Origin of the sequence: Rhodococcus sp. G-MC3 (genome assembly GCF_030063335.1) — a bacterium.
In the GTDB taxonomy this organism is placed as follows: Bacteria; Actinomycetota; Actinomycetes; order Mycobacteriales; family Mycobacteriaceae; genus Rhodococcoides.
In genome coordinates, this window is record NZ_JASISW010000024.1 from 55605 (window position 1) to 72865 (window position 17261).

A 17261-nucleotide genomic window follows, 5' to 3' on the forward strand; every position below is an offset into this window, starting at 1 on the left:
TCTCTCAGGACGGCCGAACGCCGGTTGCCACCAGTGTCGTCGCGTCGACGGAATCGATGCCGCGACTGGTCAGCAGTTCGCTGAACTCGCGCCGAATCTCGGCGCAGGTGTTGTCGTCGAAGCTCTGCAGAGCTCCGCGAAAGCCGCTGCCGAGGACGAAGTTCCAGATGAAGTCCTCCGTGGCGGGGACTTGATTGGACAGCACACGCACCTGGATGTTCTTCAACCCTTGGTCGGCAAGCCAGGCGCGCAGAGTCTCCTCCGTCTCGACGCGTCGAATGGGATTGGAGTCGTAGTTCTTCCGCGACAGCAGCCCAGTGTGAGCATCGCCGGGAGCGTGCCGCTCGACGACGTCGAAGAAAGCGCCGCCGAACGCTTCAACCGCACCCTTCCGCCACACCGTCACGCCTACACGTCCGCCCGGGCGCACCAGTCCGACGAGCCTGGAGAACGACACCTCCATGTCGGGGAGGAAGAAGATTCCGTACGAGCAGGACAGTGCGTCGTATCCACCGGAGACACTGCTCGGCGACTCCCACTCGGTGGCGTCGGCGCACACGAATTCGACGTTCCGCAACGCTGACTCGGTCGCCTTCAGCCGTCCGACCTCGAGCAGGTCGTCGGCCAGATCGATCGCATGGACGACACCGTACGGCCCGACGGCCGCGGCCGCGGGCAACGCCGACGCCCCGGTCCCCGCGCAGACGTCGAGCACCGATTCCCCTGCGGCGAGTTCGAGCGCGAAAGCGAGCGACTGACCGGCAGGACCCCACACGAGCGGAGTCACGAAATCGAAGTACTCGCTGGTGGAGTTGAACGTCGACGCGAGGCGTGAATCAGACATAACCACAAAGTTTAGGCTTCTCGGCGCTGTGGTTGGGTGGACTCATGTCACTCACACGTGCCGCGCTGGCCCGAATGGTCGATCACACGTTGCTCAAGCCCGAAGCGACCCCCGCCGACGTGAACGCGCTCATCGAAGAAGGCCGTGCTCTCGGTGTGCTCGCAGTGTGCGTGTCGCCCTCGATGCTCCCCGTCAGGGCTGAGGGACTCGTCGTCGCTGCTGTCGCGGGATTCCCGTCGGGCAAGCATCATTCACTCGTCAAAGGGGCCGAAGCCCGGCTCGCGGTGGATCAAGGCGCGAACGAGGTAGACATGGTGATCGACGTCGGCGCCGCAGTCGCAGGAGACTACAACGCAGTGCTGTCCGACATTCTCACCGTGCGCGAGGCAATCGGGCCGACGGCAGTGCTGAAGGTGATCATCGAGTCGGCAGCGCTGACCGACGAGGCGATCGTCGAAACGTGTCTGGTGGCCGAGAAGGCCGGAGCTGATTTCGTCAAGACATCCACCGGCTTCCACCCGTCGGGCGGCGCAAGTGTCGAGGCAGTGCGGTTGATGGCCGATACCGTCGGCGCCAGGTTGGGGGTCAAGGCCAGCGGCGGCATCCGGACGACAGAAGCTGCGCTCGCAATGGTCGACGCCGGTGCGACGCGACTGGGTCTGTCGGGAACGCGGGCGGTGCTGGAGGGTCTCTGAGGGCCTCCAGCACCACCAGGGCGCAGCCACTGGGTCTGCTGAGAATCAGGCGAGTATCCCGCAACCCTCGGGCGTCTGCGTTGTCTGTCCCTGCTGAGCCGCCGGGATCGCGTACTGCCCGCCCTGCAGGTTCAGCGCAATGCCCGCGTCGGTGACGGTCAGTGATGTCGGTGTCATGTCGAGCGGGTACTGCTGCAGGCTGTCGGAGAGAACCCCGACGATGCTGTCGACCAGATCGGTCGGAATGCCGAGACCGAGGATCGAGGCATCGACCGTCTGCACGTCGACGCGGCTGCCTGCAACCGTCGGCTTCACGGTCAGCTGAGCGAGACCACCTATAGCGAACGACAACGTTCCTGCACTCTGATCCGCGGTCACACCCGAGACGAGTGCCCCGATGCCCTGGGACTGGAGCGTCGATGCGATGCCGTCGGTGGACCACGAAATATCCGCGTTCGAACTGCCGATGGTTCCGTTGCTGTCCGAGGTCTGCTCGAGGTTCACATCGTTTGCCTCGGCATGAACCGTCATGCCCTCGGCGGGCCCGAACCGTGCGTCGTCGCTGTCGATGGTGACCGACGAGACCTTCTTGTCGACGAGTGAGATCAGGATCGGCTTCCACCCGAGGCCGACCTCGACCTGGCTGCCGATTTCCGTTTCCAATTGGCCGGCGAGGCACGATTTGATCTGCTGGCGGAGAAATAGTTCCCCGCCCAGCAGTGCGGCCACGAGAACGAGCACAACGAGCACTGCGATCATGGGAGCTTTGCTACGTGTCATTCGCTGCAGTCTTCCCGATGATTCTGAAAGAGCTCTGTGAATACGGGCACCTTTGGGCGAGTCCCCTCGAATCTTGTGATGTGCAACACATCTTGTCGTATTCTGATGTGTATGAGTACGACACCGCCGAGCACCACCGAACTCCGTCGTCTGGCGGCGAGTCAGGACGGATACTTCACCACCGAACAAGCCGCGGGCCTGGGCTTCGCGCCCTCGTCCGTTCAGATCAACACCGCAGTGGGGGACTGGTGCAAAGTCGAGCGCAATCTCTATCGCCTCGCCGACTGGCCGCACAGTGACCTCGAACAATTCGCCATGTGGTGCGCGTGGTTCGGCGGAGATGCAGTGATATCTCACCAAAGCGCGGCCGAGCTCCATGGGTTCGGGCATCTCCATCCGCAGTTCGTTCACGTCTCGGCGTACACGAACCTGCGGCTGACCGACACTCGGTTGGCAGTCCATCGGTTGCAGCTCTCGGCCCATGATTACGAATCGACGGGGACCTTCCGGATAACTACTCCGGTGCGTACCGTCCTCGACCTCGCGGCAGGCGGGATCTCCCAGATCACCCTGGACGAGGTGGTCGGCGACGCCGTCGCGATCGGGCGGGTCGAGGCCGGTGCGTTGTACGCGGAGGCATCGAGCGGACCGGACCGGGTCGCCGAACGCGTGGAACTGGCGCTCTCGGCCTGTACCTAGCTAGATCTCGAAGACTCCGACGACGGTCAGTAGACGGAGCTTCTCGGCGCTTTCCGATCCGGGTGTCGCGGTGAACACCAGAAGCGTCTGCATCTGATCGGGATCGACCACCATCTGGCAGAACAGTGACATTTCGCCCACCTCGGGGTGGAGAATCAGTTTCTCCTCGGTGAAGCGCACGCCGATCTCGGCCGCATCCCACACTGTCTCGAATTCGGGGCTTACACCGTGCAGATGCTCGACGAGTCCCGCTGCCGGCGAACCCTTTCCCTGCCGTGCGGCCGCGCTTCGAAGTTGAGAGACGAGAACACGGCTGTGGTGATGGTGATGTTCGCCGGGGTAGATCTTTCGTGATTCGAGATCGGTGAACCACCGAAAGATCGCGCTTCGGTCCTGCCCCTCGTAGTGGGTTTCGTCGCCGAGAAGTGCGACAGCGCACGGGTTTTGGGCGAGAGTTTCACCGAGTGCGCCCATTACCTGTGCGGGCGTGTCGACCAGCCTGTCGATGATCCGCATGATGCCCGGGCTGACGTGATCGGGTGTCTCGGTCGGCGCAGGGACTCGATGGCCGGCGAGAACGAACAGGTGATCTCGTTCCTCCACGGTCAGCCGAAGTGCCCGAGCCAGGGCTTTGACGACCTGCTCCGACGCTAGAGGTCCAGCGCCACGCTCGAGACGCGCGAGGTAGTCGGCGGACATATCGGCGAGATCAGCGACTTCCTCGCGGCGCAAACCATGTGTTCGCCGCCGAGACCCTCGGCGCAGTCCGAGATCCTCGGGCTGCAGCGCTTCTCTTCGGGCTCGGACGAAGTCTCCGAAGTCGTGTCGATCCATGGCGTCCACTCTGCCCGTGAGCCCGAGCGCTATCCAGGACTCGCCGGTCAGTGGATGAAGGTGTCCTGGTCCGTCTTGCCGACACGGCGTTGGCTGGTCGGTGGACTCATCGACGAAGGAGAAACCAATGACCACATGGACAGCGCGGGATGTACCGGATGTGACGGGAAAGACGGTCGTCGTCACTGGCGCGTCGAAAGGAATCGGCCTGATCACCGCGCGTGAACTCGCCCGGGCAGGCGCGCACGTCGTGTTGGCGGTACGCAACGTCGATGCAGGGCAGAAGGCTGCGTCGGAGATGGAGGGCAGCGTGACGATGAAGCAACTGGACGTCTCCGACCTGACGAGCATTCGAGCTTTCGCCGAATCCTGGACCGGCCCACTCGATGTGTTGATCAACAACGCAGGCGTCATGGACATACCGCTCACGCGCACCGGGGACGGCTTGGATCTGCAGACCGCGACCAACTCCTTCGGTCCGTTCCTGCTGACCGAACTCCTGCTTCCACGTGTGCGCGACCGCGTCGTCTGGGTTACGAGCCAGCTACACCGGATGGGAAAAGTGAGGCTCGACGACCTCAACTGGGAAACGCGGACGTACTCGAAGCTGGGTGCTTACCGAGACTCCAAGCTGCACATGGTGCTATTTTCGCTCGAGCTCCAACGCCGTATGGACGGCTCCGGGTTGCGCTCGGTGCTCGCGCACCCCGGCATTGCGACAACGTCGTTGGTGGCGCATTCGCCGTCGAATATGATCAATCGGCTGTCGTGGTTTCTCAACGACGTCGAGCACGGCGCTCTGCCGACGCTGTTCGCTGCAACCCAGGACGTCGAAGGCAATGCCTACGTGGGCCCCGACGGGTTCGGCAGCATCAAGGGCAACCCGGTGGTGCGGGCGCCGTCGAAGAAGGGCTTGGACACCGATGTGGCGGCGGTGCTGTGGGAAGCCGTGAGCCGGATCGTGTCAGGCGTTGGGGCGGACGAGATCCCACGGTACGGTGAGGACGTTGTCTCGTAGACGTCGCCTCGGAAGAGTCGCGGGGATTCCGTTGTTGCGCAACTGTTTCAGCGCAGAACGCCACCGCACCCGCGGTCCGAACGGGGCAAACGGCGCAGCCGTCGACCATGCTCGGTCGGCTGCCTGCAGCAGCGCATGAATCGGCTCACCCTCGACGTTGCGGTGAATGAGTGCCTTCGGCAGACGCTCCGCGATGTCCGACGGTGTATCCACAGTGAACGGATCCCACGCCAGCGTCAGGGAGATCGGGCCGGCACGATCGAGTAGTACCCAGGCGCATCGGCGGCCCAGTTCGTCGCACGTTCCGTCGACCAGTAGACCGCCGGGTTGAAGGCCTGACAGGATCCGGGACCAGGCATCTGGAACCGCGGTTTCGGGGTACTGACGCAGGACGTTGAACGCTCGGACGAGATTCGGTTTCAGGCCTGCCAGCTCGAAACCGCCGCGTGTGAACGTGACGTTCTCGGTTGCGGGCACCACCCGCGCAGGATCGATCTCGAGGCCGGTGACGCGGAGATCCGGTCGGACGGTCCGCAGTCGTCTGGCGAGTTCCAGCGTCGTATCCGGTCGCGCGCCATAACCGAGGTCGACGACGAGGGGATCGGGTGCGTCGGTGAGGACGCGGCGTACCAATGGGCTGTGGGTGAGCCACCGATCGCTGCGCCGGAGCCGATTGATCCCGGTGGTGCCGCGGGTGATTACACCCTCGGGACGCGAGTTCTCAGTTGTTCTCGGCAAGCCAGTCTGCCGTTACTTCACCCTCGCCGCGCCACAGGTCGATGAGGTTGACGAGCATCAGTTGCTCGAGTTTGCCGCCGATGAACGGCAGGAAGACCTTGGCCTCCGAGGACGTTCGCAGCGTCGACCCGGTTTCGGTCGTGAACAGCGACGTGGTGCCTTTGAGGCTGCCCGGGCCTGCTGGAATCGATGCGTCGTACCCGCCCGTGGTTGTCTCGGTATAAGGATCGAAGTGCACGTTGCGGGTGATGACCATGTCTTTCTTCATGACCGTCTGCGCGATGTCGGGCAACTCGGTTCTTGGAATGATGTGATGCATCACGATGTCGATCCCGGCGTCACCCACCTCGAAGCTCTTCAGCTCGTTCTCGGAGTATTTCTTCATCTCCTCAATGCGAGCCTCCCAGTGATCACGGTTGGACAACGCGGCGTAGACCTGCTCCGTGGAGTGGGTGAACCGGGCTGAGTAGTTCATGCGGCGAGCCATAGTCGGCCAGGGTACCGGCAAAGCCGGAGGGCGGACCAGCCCTCCCTACTCGTGAGTAAGCCTGGAAACGGCTCAGAGGTTCTTCTGGATCCAGGTGCCGGTGAAATCGTGCTCGTTGTCGATGAGCGAAAGCACCTGCTCGCTGATCAGTGCCTCGATCTTGCCGCCGAAGATGGGGATCTTCACCTCGGTTGTACCGGAGAGCGACATCGTCGCCGTCGCCTCGTTGCCCTCGAGCAGGGTGGTGCCGGAGATGACAGCGGGAGCGCCCTCGACCGTCGCCCCGAACTTGCCCTCAGCGCGGTTTCCGCCGAGCGGGCCCCAAGACTCGGTTCGCTCGATGATCAATGCGCCCTTCTTGAACGCGGTAACCGCCGCCGGCAGCTCTTCCTCGGGAATCGCCTGCGTGATGACCACACTGATGGTTCCGTTGACCGCGGTCACGCTGACCAGTTCCGCGCCCGGTCCGCCGATCTCGGCAATCCGGTCATTCCAGTACTGCTCGGAGACGAGCGCGGCGTGCACCTTGTCGACAGATGCGGGAACGGGCGCGCTGTGCGCGATTGGGCGAGGCATAGCGGGAGACTACCGGCCCGTCCCTGTGGCTCGGCTGCCGACCGCTCGTGAAGACCGGTAACCTGGACTCCCGTGCCTACCGCAATTTCCGAGCTCACCACCATGCGCCTCGGCGGCCCGGCCCGCGAGTTCGCCGTCGCGACGACGTCAGACGAGCTGGTCTCGCTGGTTCAGGGGGCCGATGCGTCGGGAACGCCCGTGTTGCTGGTCGGCGGCGGATCCAACCTCGTCGTCGGCGACCAGGGTTTCGATGGCCTGGTCGTGAAGGTCGAGACGGCCGGGATGCGAGTCGACGGCAACTCGATGTGGGTCGCAGCAGGTGAACGCTGGGATTCGGTGGTTGCGGCTTCGCTCGACGAAGGCCTCGCGGGACTCGAGACGCTGTCGGGGATTCCCGGCCTCGCAGGCGCGACGCCTGTGCAGAACGTCGGCGCCTACGGAACGGTCACCTCGGACGTGCTGGAGACGCTCACCGTCTACGACCGCGAGACAGGCGAGACCTCGACGTGGACGCCGGACCGATGCGGGTTCGGATTGCATCGCCAGTCGGTATTCAAGCATTCGGTGCGCTACGTCATCCTCGACACCACGATGTCGCTGCGCCGTTCGACCGCGTCGGATCCCGTGCGCTACGCAGGCCTCGCCGACAGACTGGGCGTCACCATCGGCGATACGGTCCGGACCGCCGAAGTGCGGGAAGCGGTGCTCGATCTGCGCGGACAGAAAGGCATGGTCCTCGACGCCGCAGATCACGACACGTGGAGCGTCGGATCGTTCTTCCTCAATCCGGTGCTGACCGAGATTCCCGCCAGCGCGTCGAGGGCTCCCCAATATCCGGATCCGTCGGGCATCAAGGTTCATGCTGCGTGGCTGATTCAGAATGCAGGCTTCCCGCACGGGTACGGAGCGGAGTTCGGCAACGGAACGGTGTCGTTGTCGACCAAGCACGTCCTCGCGATCACCAACCGCGGCGGGGCGAGAACTGCCGACGTCATGGCATTGGCTTCGCACATCAGGGATGGCGTGAAAGCGGAATTCGGGATCACGTTGGTTCCCGAGTGCGATCTCGTCGGTTGCTCGCTGAGCTAGCGGTCGGGGCGAGCGCCTACCATCGACCTTAAGTTTTTTCGGTAGAAGGAGTAATTCGTTGCAGGTCACAAGCGTCGGGCATGCGGGCTTTCACATACAGACCGATGCGGGCAGCATCCTCTGTGACCCGTGGGTCAATCCTGCCTACTTCACGTCGTGGTTCCCGTTCCCGGACAACACCCAGCTCGACTGGGACACTCTCGGCAACTGCGACTACCTCTACGTATCGCACCTGCACAAGGATCACTTCGATCCGAAGAACCTCGCCGATCACGTCAACAAGGACACGACGGTCCTGCTGCCGGATTACCCGGTGCCGGATCTCAAGAACGAGCTGGAGAAGCTCGGTTTTCACAAGTTCTTCGAGACGACGGACTCGGTCAAGCACCGCGTGTCCGGTCCGAAGGGTGATCTCGACATCATGATCATGGCGTTGCGCGCACCTGCCGACGGCCCGATCGGTGACTCCGGCCTCGTCGTCTCGGACGGCAAAACCGTCGCGTTCAACATGAACGACTCCCGGCCGGTCGACCTCGATCCGCTGACCGAACAGTTCGGGCACGTCGACGTGCACATGTTGCAGTACTCCGGCGCCATTTGGTACCCGATGGTCTACGACATGGTCGAGCGAGCCAAGAAGGCATTCGGCGAGCAGAAGCGTCAGCGCCAGATGGACCGTGCGCGCCAGTACATCGAGCAGATCGGTGCGACATGGGTCATTCCGTCGGCCGGTCCGCCGTGTTTCCTCGACGACGAACTTCGATTCCTCAACGACGTTTACGAGGATCCGTCGAACATCTTCCCCGACCAGATGGTCTTCCTCGACCAGATGCGACGCAACGGCCACGACAAGGGCTTGCTGATGATGCCGGGCACCACCTCGACGTTCGACGGCAGTGACCTGCTCTCGCACGAGCATCCACTGCCGCTCGAGCAGGTCGAGGCGATCTTCACGACGGGCAAGGCCGCGTACATCGAGGAATTCGCGCAACGCCAGGCGGGCGTCATCGCGGCCGAGAAAGCGGCGTGGGCATCGCCCGAGGGCGAGCCGCTGCTAGAGCCGTTGCGAGAGTTGTTCGAGCCGATCATGATTCAGACCGATCAGATCTGTGACGGAATCGGATACCCAGTCGCCCTGAACCTCGGCGCGGACATCGTCGTACTCGATTTTCCGAAGCGGATCGTGCGCGAGCCCATCGCGAACGAGCGTTTCCGCTACAGCTTCACCATCCCGCCGGAGCTCGTGCGGACGGCCGTTCGCGACCAGGAACCGGACTGGGTCAACTCGATCTTCCTGTCCACCCGATTCCGGGCTCGGCGAGTCGGCGGCTACAACGAGTTCTTGTACACCTTCTTCAAGTGCCTCACCGACGAGCGGATCACCTACGCCGACGGCTGGTTCGCCGAAGCGCACGACGACACCTCCACCATCGTCAAGGACGGCTACGAGATTCAGCGTCGCTGCCCGCACCTGAAGGCCGACCTGTCCAAGTTCGGCATTGTCGAGGGCAACAAGCTCACGTGCAACCTGCACGGCTGGGACTGGAACCTCGACACCGGGCGCTGCCTGACGTCCAAGGGCCACGAGCTCAGGTCGAAGAAGCTGGAATCCTAGCTCGCAGTGTGTGACGTGTGGCGCGCGAAATCTTCGGCCGATCTTGTGTGTTAGGTGTGAATCTGCGCGCACCCCGGCTTCCGATAGTGGTTCGGTGATTGGGCGCGGGTACGTTGGAAACGTGTATGAGCAGGTAGAACGGACAAATCGGACGCGATTGTTGTGGCTGGTCACAGTGATCGTGGCGCTGGCAGCGCTGGTCGCGGGTTGCACCATCGGCAGCAACGGTGGTGCAACGGGCAGCGCCGCGCCGACAACGGAGGCCGCGCCCGTCGCCGAAGTGACCCAGAACCCGGCACCGGGAGCCGAGGGCATCAGTCCCGTCGCTCCCATCTCGGTGTCGGTGGTCGACGGAACGCTGAACGGTGTCACGCTGACCAACGCGGAAGGCAAGGTCGTCCAGGGCGCCTTGGCGCCGGACAAAACGTCGTACACGGTCACCGAGCCGCTCGGCTACGGTGCGACCTACACGTGGGCGGGCAGCGCGGTCGGCAGCGACGGTAAGAGCGTCGTCATCGACGGCAACTTCACCACGGTCACCCCCGACAGCAAGACGTCGGTCAGCACCAACATCGGCGACGGCCAGGAGGTCGGTATTGCAGCGCCGATCATCCTGCAGTTCGATTCGGCGATCGAGGACAAGGCAGCGGTCGAGAAGGCGTTGACGGTGACCACCAACCCGCCGACTCCGGGTGCATGGGCCTGGTTCCCCGACGACAACGGTTCGCGCGTGCACTGGCGTCCGACCGACTACTGGGTGCCGGGCACGACGGTGTCGGTGCAGGCAAACCTGTATGGCATCGACTACGGCGAAGGCAATTACGGCGCCGACGACGTCAGCATCGACTTCACCATCGGCCGCAGCCAGATCGTCAAGGCCGAGGCGACGAGTCACCGCATGCAGGTAGTGCGCGACGGTCAGACCGTCATGGACATCCCCGTCAGCTACGGCGAAGGCGACGAAGCGCGCAACGTGACTCGCTCGGGGATCCACGTGGTGACCGAGAAGCACGAGGATTTCCTGATGTCCAACCCGCCGTTCTACGAGAACGTGCGCGAACGATGGGCTGTCCGTATCTCCAACAACGGTGAGTTCATCCACGCCAACCCGCAGACGACGGGTGTGCAGGGGGCGTCCAACGTCACCAACGGCTGTATCAACCTTTCCACCGAAGACGCTCAGCAGTACTTCGGTATCGCGATGTACGGCGATCCGGTGGAGGTGACAGGAACGTCGATCGACTTGTCCGCCGCGGACGGAGATCTGTACGACTGGGCGATCGACTGGCCGACATGGCAGTCGATGTCCGAGCTGCCCGCAAATGCGGCTGCTGCAGCTCCGACGGCCCCTGCAGCAGCGACGGCCACTGCAGCACCGACGGCCCCTGCGGCGGTTCCGGCAGGGTAGTTTCTCCCACAATCGACAACGATGCCCGGTCGAGTGCTTTACGCACTCGACCGGGCATCGTTGTCGGTGCAGCAGTGCTGTCAGGAACGGGCGAAGCGCCCAGGGCCCGCCTGGTCACGCGGCTTGATGATGATCTGGTCCAGGTTGACGTGGGACGGCCTCGAGGCGACGAAGCCGATGACCTCGGCGATGTCCTGTGCCGCAAGCGGTGTGATGCCCTCGTAGACAGCATCGGCCTTGGAGGCGTCGCCGTCGAAGCGTACGAGCGAGAATTCGGTCTCGACCGCTCCTGGCGCGACCTCGGTGAGCCGCACCGGCTGGCCGAGCAGTTCGCCGCGAAGCGTTCGATGCAGGACCGCTTGCGCGTGCTTTGCCGAGGTGTACCCGGACCCGTTGTCGTAAGCCTCGAATGCCGCGACGGAGGTGATGGTCACCACCAGCCCGTCACCGGACTCGATCAGCTTGGGAAGCAATGCCTTGGTGACGCGCAGTGTTCCCAGGACATTGGTCTCCCACATCCAGCGCCAGTCGTCGAGATCGGCGTCGATGACCGGAGCAAGACCTTTGGCGCCTCCTGCGTTGTTGATCAGGATATGGGCGCGGGGGATCACTGCGGTGAACGCGGCGACAGAGTCTTCGTCAGTGACGTCGAGTTCCAGTGCGGTACCGCCAATTTCGGATGCAAGCTTCTCCAGTCTGTCGACTCGGCGAGCACCGACGACGACGTGGTAGCCCTGCTCCGCCAGCTGCCGTGCGGTGGCTTCACCGATGCCCGAGCTGGCTCCGGTGACAACGGCGATTCGGGCATCGGGGTCGATTGGTTCTGGCAATGTCATGAGCCAAATCTTATCCCGAGGGCCCCGCAGGTCACAGCAGTCGAGCCTGCCCCGTATTGGTGAATGCCGGCCGGAGTGCTAATTTTGCGTGCATGTCCGCCAGCCACACTCCCGCATTGCGAGTCACCTATGTGACTGCTGCGCTGGGTTCTCGGCTGCCGCTCCCTCGTGAACTGTGTTGTCTCGGTTTCGGAGCCTGTCGCTAGTTTCTTTTCGACAGGTGTTGAGTGCTCGCGTTCTTACACGCATCTTCTCTTTTTCGAACCATGTATCGACCGCCGACATCGGTGGGTCTACTGCTGAGGACAAACACAGTGTCGCTTGCAACTTTGCCTATTTCTTCACCCATCACCGACCTTCGTGGTTCGCATTCCGCGTCATACGGCCGTTTCAGTCCGCGAAGCCGTGTGCAGGTGGTCGCCCCTGATCTCCGTATCGCAGAAATTCCGGCGGCATCGGTTCTGCGGGTCGCCTCCGTCGAAGGTCCGATCTCTCGCGATACTGCCGCTCGTGCAACGGGTTTGAGTATCGCCACCGTCAACCGTCAGGTCTCGGCGTTGCTGGGCGCAGGTCTGCTTCGCGAACGAGCCGACCTCACTGCCGCCGGCGCGATCGGGCGTCCTCGTGTGCCCTTCGAAGTCAACCACGAACCGTACGCAACCATCGGAATTCACATCGGTGCACTCGTCACGGGAATTGTCGTGAGCGATCTTCGCGGCCGAATCCTGGGCGCCGTCGAGATCCCGACGCCGGGTGGGCCTGCGCCGGAGGCACTCGCAATGATCACGCGCAGCGCAGGTTCATTCGCAGCGCGCTGGCATCGACGAACGCCGCTCTGGGTCGGCGTTGCCCTCGGGGGCCGTGTCGACGGCTCCACGGGCATCGTCGATCACCCCCGTCTCGGCTGGGAGAACGCAGCGGTAGGACCCATCGTCGGCGGCGGACTCGGGTTGCCGGTATCGGTCTCGGGGCACGTCGAGGCCATGGCAGGTTCGGAATTGCTGCTGACGCCTGCTCGCGCAGGAACTTCCGCCGAGGGAACCAGTCTGTACTTCTATGCCAGAGAAACAGCGGGAATCGCGCTGACGATCGACGGCCGCGTCCACACTCCATCCACCGGCCCCGGATCCATCGCGCACCTACCGACTGGATCGAATGCTCGGTGCGAATGCGGCAATCGTGGATGCCTCGAAGCTACCGTGAGCGACCGAGCGGTTGTCGCCGCAGCAGTCGAGCGCGGGGTGCTGGAGCCAGGCAGTTCCACTTCGGCGCTGTACCAAGCAGGTCACGACGGATCTGCTACTGCGCGAGAGATTCTCGTCGAACGCGCACAGGTGCTCGGCCGGACCATCGGCCTGCTCCGCGACCTCTTCAACCCCGACCGCGTAGTTCTCGGGGGTCAGGCGTTCACGGCGTACCCCGCTGGAGTTCCGCACGTATCGGAAGCATTTGGCCGGACGTCGACGTTGCCGCGCAAGGATATTGGCATCTCCGGCTTCGGAAACAAGGTCCAGGTGTTCGCTGCTGCAGTAGTATCGCTCAGTTCGATCTACGCGGACCCGCTGGCGTCGATGCGTAGGGCTGCTGCCTGACCGGTCACCAGGCGCAGGCATCATGTGAACAATGACGGACATGGGACCGGTGCGGCAAGCACGAGGAATCGACGCAACGAACATTGTCTACCGAGTGTCGGGCGACCCGTCGGGAAGGCCGCTCGTGCTGCTGCACGGGTGGGCGCAATCCTCGGCATGTTGGGGTGAGTCCTTGCTCGCGGACTTGGCGGAGCGATTCCGGGTGGTCGCGGTGGATCTGCGCGGCCACGGCTACTCGGACGCCCCCGTCGATGGCTACGACGATTCCGCGAATTGGGCGGGCGACCTGCACGCGGTACTGCAGGCCGAGGGTATCGACTCGGGAGCGTTGCTGCTCGGCTGGTCCTATGGCGGCCTTGTCATCTGTGACTACCTTGCCGCGCACGGCACCGGCGCCGTCGCCGGAGCGGTGTTCGTCGGCGCGATCACCAGCATCGGCAGGGGAGAGGCAGGCGGTCGCGTCGGAACTGCAATGCGTGCTGCGATCCCCGGTGCCATGGCCGAGGAACCGCGCGTCGCGATCAAGGCACTCGGCAGCTTCGGCCACGCGCTCACCGGACCGGTGGAAGGCAAGGGGACGCAGGCGCAGGCCCTGTTCGGGCTCACGCTCTCGACTGCTCCCCGGGTGCGCGCAGCACTCTTCGATCGAACCGTCTCGCACGACGAACTCCTCGCAGGCCTCGACATCCCGGTATTCGTGCTGCACGGAACCGAGGACACCGTCGTCGACGTCTCGGCCGGGAGACACGCCGCCTCGCTGATTCCGCGCGTCACCGAGTCGTACTGGGACGGCGTCGACCATGGTCCCTTCGTCGCCGATCCCGACCGGTTTTCGGCGGAGGTGACGGCCTTCGCCAAGGGCCTATGAGCCCCTGCCCGAACTTCCGTAGGGTGGGAGAGTGCAAACTGGAGCGGTGAGTGGTCGCCAGTTGAACAGGGTTGCAGTGCTGTCGTTGCATACCTCGCCTCTGGCCCAGCCCGGCATGGGCGATGCAGGCGGGATGAACGTCTACGTATTGCACAGTGCCAAGGAGCTGGCCAAACGTGGGGTACAGGTAGAAATCTTCACGCGTGCGACGTCGTCGTCCGACGAGCCGGTGACCGAGGCGGCGCCCGGTGTCCTGGTACGCAACATCGTCGCGGGTCCTTTCGAGGGTCTCGACAAACAAGATCTGCCCACTCAACTGTGCGCCTTCGCCGCGGGCGTGCTGCGCGAGGAAGCGCGTCACGACGCGGGCTATTACGACCTCGTCCACTCCCACTACTGGCTGTCCGGCCAAGTCGGCTGGCTCGCGCGTGATCGGTGGGGTGTGCCTCTCGTGCACACCGCGCACACGCTGGCGGCCGTCAAGAACGCCTCGCTCGCCGCTGGCGACTCACCCGAACCGGCAGCCAGGCAGATCGGCGAGCAGCAAGTGGTCGCCGAAGCCGACCGGCTGATCGCCAACACCTCCGAAGAAGCCAAACAACTCATCGAGATCTACCACGCATCACCCGAGTCCATCGACGTGGTCGCCCCAGGTGCAGACCTGGGACGGTACCGTCCCGGCGACAAGCTCGCGGCGCGCGCCGAGTTCGGCATCGACCCGCGCGAGACCGTCGTCGCGTTCGTCGGGCGTATCCAACCACTGAAGGCTCCCGATGTGCTGCTCCGTGCGGCCGCCGAATTGCTGACCCGTGAGCCTGGACTTCCATTGAGGGTGCTCGTCGTCGGCGGGCCGTCGGGGAGCGGCCTCGATCGACCCGACAGTCTGATCGAGTTGGCGTCGGAGCTCGGAATCAGTGCGCGAGTGACTTTCCTTCCGCCGCAACCGTCTTCGAAGCTGGTTCAGATCTATCGCGCCGCCGACGTCGTTGCGGTACCGAGCTACAACGAGTCGTTCGGGCTCGTGGCGATCGAGGCGCAGGCAAGCGGAACGCCGGTGATCGCAGCGGATGTCGGCGGGCTCGGTGTTGCCGTGCGAGCGGGCGAGACGGGCGTGTTGGTGCAGGGCCACGGCGCCGACGAATGGGCCACCGCTCTCGGTTCGATGATTCGCGATCGGGAAGCATTGGCGCGCATGGCAATTGCTGCACCTACTCATGCCGGGGACTTTTCTTGGGAACACACAGCGGAGGGGCTGCTCGAGAGCTACCGCTCCGCGCAATTCCACTTCGACCGACATGAGGCGCCGAGCGAGTTTTCACCGCGCCGCTCGCGCGGGCTGTGGAAACTACGACGGGCAGGAGCCGTGAAAGCATGAGCGAGACAGTGTCTCTCATCGACTCGATACTGGCCGAGCGCGAGCTCGAGTACCAGCGCAAAGGTGACAACGCATTCGTCGTCGAGTTGCCGGGCGAACGAAAACTGAAGACCAGCACGATGCTGACCGTGGGAAATCACGGCGTGCGAATCGAAGCGTTCGTGTGCCGCAAGCCCGACGAGAACTTCGAGGGCGTCTACCGATACCTCCTCCGGCGCAATCGCAGGCTGTACGGAGTGCACTACACAATCGACAAGGTCGGCGACATCTACCTCGTCGGCGGCCTGTCGTTGCACGCAGTGACGGGTGACGAGATCGACCGTATCCTCGGGCAGGTGCTCGAAGCCGCCGACGGTGACTTCAACATGCTGCTCGAACTCGGCTTTGCCGAGTCCATCAAACGCGAATGGGCCTGGCGTGTCTCGCGTGGAGAATCGCTCGCGAATTTGAAGGCGTTCGAGCACCTGGTGGAGCAGTAGCACTTCGCGAATCCGCAACACTTCGACAATCCGCACCTCTCTCAGTGATCTACACCCGAAGCGTCGGGTGCGGATTATCGGGCGGGGTGCGGATTTCGTCGGTGTGGGCGCGGACCTGAAATCATGCGAGTACCCCGCCCTGCGAGTAGCGTCCCGATTCAGACAAACAAGCCGCACGCGGAACGGGTGTTCACAAGACAAGCCGTCCGGGCGAACCATTGGAGGAAGTCTTGACCGTCGTTATCCGTCAACACACTCGGAGACTTGCAATCGGCGGCGTCGCGTCGCTCGGTGCGCTCGCGCTCGTAGCGGGATGCGGCTCTGCGCCCGACGACAGCGGCTCCGGCTCTGGAGGCAGCGCCTCGGGCGACTTCAAGCCCTGCATGGTCTCCGACTCGGGCGGCTTCGACGACAAGTCGTTCAACCAACTCGGATTCGAGGGTCTCACCGAAGCGTCGGACACGCTCGGCGTCGAACCGATCACCGTCGAATCCGCCTCGCCGACGGACTACAGCCCCAACATCTCCAACCTCGTGGACCAGGGATGCTCGCTCATCGTGACCGTCGGATTCGATCTCGCCGACGCAACCAAGGCCGCAGCCGAGGCGAACACCGACATCGACTTCGCGATCATCGACGACTCCAGCATCGACCTCCCCAACGTCAAGCCGCTCACGTACGACGCGGCTCAGGGTGGATTCCTCGCGGGCTATGCCGCGGCGAGCTACTCCAAGACCGGTGTCGTCGGCACGTTCGGCGGCTCCCAGCTGCCCACCGTGACCATCTTCATGGACGGATTCGCCGACGGCGTCAATTACTTCAACGAGCAGAAGAACAAGGCTGTCCGCGTCATCGGTTGGGACGTGGGCGCTCAGAACGGTTCGTTCACCGGCGGATTCGCTGCGAACGAGGTCGCCAAAAATACCGCACAGGGCCTCATCGATCAGAACGCCGACGTGGTGTTTCCCGTCGGTGGTCCGATCTACCAGAGCGCGGCTCAGGCTATCCGCGACTCCTCGCGGCCCATTGCGCTCATCGGTGCCGACGCGGATGTCTTCGAGTCCGATCCTTCCGTCGGTGACCTGCTGCTCACCTCGGTGACGAAGGGGCTCAAGACCAGCGTCGACGAGGTCGTGGCGACATCGGGCGACGGTGCGTTCGACAACTCGGCGTACGTCGGCACGCTCGACAACGACGGCGTCGGTATCGCGCCCTTCCACGATTTCGAAGGCAAGGTCGATGCGGCACTGCAGGGTGAGCTGGACACGATCAAGGCCGGCATCATCGGCGGCTCCATCACCGTCGAGTCGCCGTCCTCGCCCAAGTAG

General features: G+C 63.8%; 18 protein-coding genes. 11 read left to right on the forward strand and 7 right to left on the reverse strand.

Annotation, left to right across the window (positions count from 1 at the left end; genetic code table 11):
* Window positions 1-4: 4 nt before the first annotated feature.
* Complete coding sequence (locus tag QMK17_RS22025) at window positions 5-844, reverse strand: class I SAM-dependent methyltransferase (protein ID WP_283511437.1); 840 nt, start codon at window positions 842-844, stop codon at window positions 5-7.
* Between the two features lie 44 nt (window positions 845-888).
* On the opposite strand from QMK17_RS22025, the gene deoC reads away from it, so the two are divergent.
* Window positions 889-1539 carry a deoxyribose-phosphate aldolase gene (gene deoC / locus QMK17_RS22030; RefSeq protein ID WP_283511438.1) on the forward strand — a complete coding sequence of 217 codons (651 nt, stop codon included), beginning with the start codon at window positions 889-891 and terminating at the stop codon, window positions 1537-1539.
* Window positions 1540-1584: 45 nt separating this feature from the next.
* On the opposite strand, the gene QMK17_RS22035 is transcribed toward deoC, so the two are convergent.
* Window positions 1585-2319 (reverse strand): LmeA family phospholipid-binding protein, encoded by a 735-nt coding sequence (locus tag QMK17_RS22035; protein ID WP_283511439.1) that lies wholly within the window; start codon window positions 2317-2319, stop codon window positions 1585-1587.
* Window positions 2320-2430: 111 nt separating this feature from the next.
* Here QMK17_RS22035 and QMK17_RS22040 point away from each other — a divergent pair, with 111 nt between their 5' ends.
* The gene (locus tag QMK17_RS22040; protein ID WP_283511440.1) at window positions 2431-3018 is read left to right on the forward strand and encodes a type IV toxin-antitoxin system AbiEi family antitoxin domain-containing protein; all 588 of its coding nucleotides are present in this window, start codon (window positions 2431-2433) and stop codon (window positions 3016-3018) included.
* On the opposite strand, the gene QMK17_RS22045 is transcribed toward QMK17_RS22040, so the two are convergent.
* Entirely contained in the window at window positions 3019-3852 is an 834-nt protein-coding gene (locus QMK17_RS22045) for a helix-turn-helix transcriptional regulator (RefSeq protein ID WP_283511441.1), read from the reverse strand.
* A gap of 127 nt (window positions 3853-3979) precedes the next feature.
* Here QMK17_RS22045 and QMK17_RS22050 point away from each other — a divergent pair, with 127 nt between their 5' ends.
* On the forward strand, window positions 3980-4870 hold the full coding sequence (locus tag QMK17_RS22050; RefSeq protein WP_283511442.1) for an SDR family NAD(P)-dependent oxidoreductase: 891 nt from the start codon (window positions 3980-3982) through the stop codon (window positions 4868-4870).
* Here the strand turns inward: QMK17_RS22050 and QMK17_RS22055 are convergent.
* The 3 genes from QMK17_RS22055 to QMK17_RS22065 all read right to left on the reverse strand — a co-directional run bounded on the left by QMK17_RS22055 (window position 4817) and on the right by QMK17_RS22065 (window position 6671).
* Complete coding sequence (locus QMK17_RS22055; RefSeq protein WP_283511443.1) at window positions 4817-5608, reverse strand: class I SAM-dependent methyltransferase; 792 nt, start codon at window positions 5606-5608, stop codon at window positions 4817-4819. The genes QMK17_RS22050 and QMK17_RS22055 overlap by 54 nt on opposite strands.
* On the reverse strand, window positions 5592-6095 hold the full coding sequence (locus tag QMK17_RS22060) for a DUF2505 domain-containing protein (protein ID WP_283511444.1): 504 nt from the start codon (window positions 6093-6095) through the stop codon (window positions 5592-5594). The genes QMK17_RS22055 and QMK17_RS22060 overlap by 17 nt, the downstream gene beginning before the upstream one ends.
* A 72-nt stretch (window positions 6096-6167) precedes the next feature.
* Window positions 6168-6671 carry a DUF2505 domain-containing protein gene (locus QMK17_RS22065; RefSeq protein ID WP_283511445.1) on the reverse strand — a complete coding sequence of 168 codons (504 nt, stop codon included), beginning with the start codon at window positions 6669-6671 and terminating at the stop codon, window positions 6168-6170.
* Between the two features lie 72 nt (window positions 6672-6743).
* Here QMK17_RS22065 and QMK17_RS22070 point away from each other — a divergent pair, with 72 nt between their 5' ends.
* The 3 genes from QMK17_RS22070 (at window position 6744) to QMK17_RS22080 (ending at window position 10783) form a co-directional block, all read left to right on the forward strand.
* Complete coding sequence (locus tag QMK17_RS22070; protein WP_283511446.1) at window positions 6744-7760, forward strand: UDP-N-acetylmuramate dehydrogenase; 1017 nt, start codon at window positions 6744-6746, stop codon at window positions 7758-7760.
* Window positions 7761-7818: 58 nt separating this feature from the next.
* Entirely contained in the window at window positions 7819-9375 is a 1557-nt protein-coding gene (locus tag QMK17_RS22075) for an MBL fold metallo-hydrolase (protein WP_283511447.1), read from the forward strand.
* A gap of 121 nt (window positions 9376-9496) precedes the next feature.
* Window positions 9497-10783, forward strand: coding sequence for a L,D-transpeptidase (locus QMK17_RS22080; RefSeq protein ID WP_283511448.1), 1287 nt, complete (start codon window positions 9497-9499; stop codon window positions 10781-10783).
* 80 nt (window positions 10784-10863) lie between these two features.
* Here the strand turns inward: QMK17_RS22080 and QMK17_RS22085 are convergent, their stop codons facing one another.
* Complete coding sequence (locus tag QMK17_RS22085) at window positions 10864-11619, reverse strand: SDR family NAD(P)-dependent oxidoreductase (protein WP_283511449.1); 756 nt, start codon at window positions 11617-11619, stop codon at window positions 10864-10866.
* Between the two features lie 266 nt (window positions 11620-11885).
* Between QMK17_RS22085 and QMK17_RS22090 the strand changes: the two genes are divergently transcribed.
* The 5 genes from QMK17_RS22090 (at window position 11886) to QMK17_RS22110 (ending at window position 17261) form a co-directional block, all read left to right on the forward strand.
* Complete coding sequence (locus QMK17_RS22090; protein ID WP_442972814.1) at window positions 11886-13211, forward strand: ROK family protein; 1326 nt, start codon at window positions 11886-11888, stop codon at window positions 13209-13211.
* Window positions 13212-13251: 40 nt separating this feature from the next.
* Window positions 13252-14079 carry an alpha/beta fold hydrolase gene (locus tag QMK17_RS22095; protein ID WP_283511465.1) on the forward strand — a complete coding sequence of 276 codons (828 nt, stop codon included), beginning with the start codon at window positions 13252-13254 and terminating at the stop codon, window positions 14077-14079.
* 46 nt (window positions 14080-14125) lie between these two features.
* Entirely contained in the window at window positions 14126-15454 is a 1329-nt protein-coding gene (mshA, locus tag QMK17_RS22100; protein WP_283511451.1) for a D-inositol-3-phosphate glycosyltransferase, read from the forward strand.
* On the forward strand, window positions 15451-15933 hold the full coding sequence (locus tag QMK17_RS22105; RefSeq protein WP_283511452.1) for a YbjN domain-containing protein: 483 nt from the start codon (window positions 15451-15453) through the stop codon (window positions 15931-15933). Before mshA ends, QMK17_RS22105 begins: the two co-directional genes overlap by 4 nt.
* Window positions 15934-16163: 230 nt before the next feature.
* On the forward strand, window positions 16164-17261 hold the full coding sequence (locus QMK17_RS22110) for a BMP family lipoprotein (RefSeq protein WP_283511453.1): 1098 nt from the start codon (window positions 16164-16166) through the stop codon (window positions 17259-17261).

Coding starts and splice junctions, on each gene's coding strand:
- QMK17_RS22095 (WP_283511465.1), top strand. CDS start 13,252: ATGGGACCGGTGCGGCAAGCACGAGGAATCGACGCAACGAACATTGTC.
- QMK17_RS22085 (WP_283511449.1), bottom strand. CDS start 11,619: ATGACATTGCCAGAACCAATCGACCCCGATGCCCGAATCGCCGTTGTC.
- QMK17_RS22035 (WP_283511439.1), bottom strand. CDS start 2,319: ATGACACGTAGCAAAGCTCCCATGATCGCAGTGCTCGTTGTGCTCGTT.
- deoC (WP_283511438.1), top strand. CDS start 889: ATGTCACTCACACGTGCCGCGCTGGCCCGAATGGTCGATCACACGTTG.
- QMK17_RS22045 (WP_283511441.1), bottom strand. CDS start 3,852: ATGGATCGACACGACTTCGGAGACTTCGTCCGAGCCCGAAGAGAAGCG.
- QMK17_RS22105 (WP_283511452.1), top strand. CDS start 15,451: ATGAGCGAGACAGTGTCTCTCATCGACTCGATACTGGCCGAGCGCGAG.
- QMK17_RS22050 (WP_283511442.1), top strand. CDS start 3,980: ATGACCACATGGACAGCGCGGGATGTACCGGATGTGACGGGAAAGACG.
- QMK17_RS22025 (WP_283511437.1), bottom strand. CDS start 844: ATGTCTGATTCACGCCTCGCGTCGACGTTCAACTCCACCAGCGAGTAC.
- QMK17_RS22060 (WP_283511444.1), bottom strand. CDS start 6,095: ATGGCTCGCCGCATGAACTACTCAGCCCGGTTCACCCACTCCACGGAG.
- QMK17_RS22065 (WP_283511445.1), bottom strand. CDS start 6,671: ATGCCTCGCCCAATCGCGCACAGCGCGCCCGTTCCCGCATCTGTCGAC.
- QMK17_RS22090 (WP_442972814.1), top strand. CDS start 11,886: ATGTATCGACCGCCGACATCGGTGGGTCTACTGCTGAGGACAAACACA.
- QMK17_RS22040 (WP_283511440.1), top strand. CDS start 2,431: ATGAGTACGACACCGCCGAGCACCACCGAACTCCGTCGTCTGGCGGCG.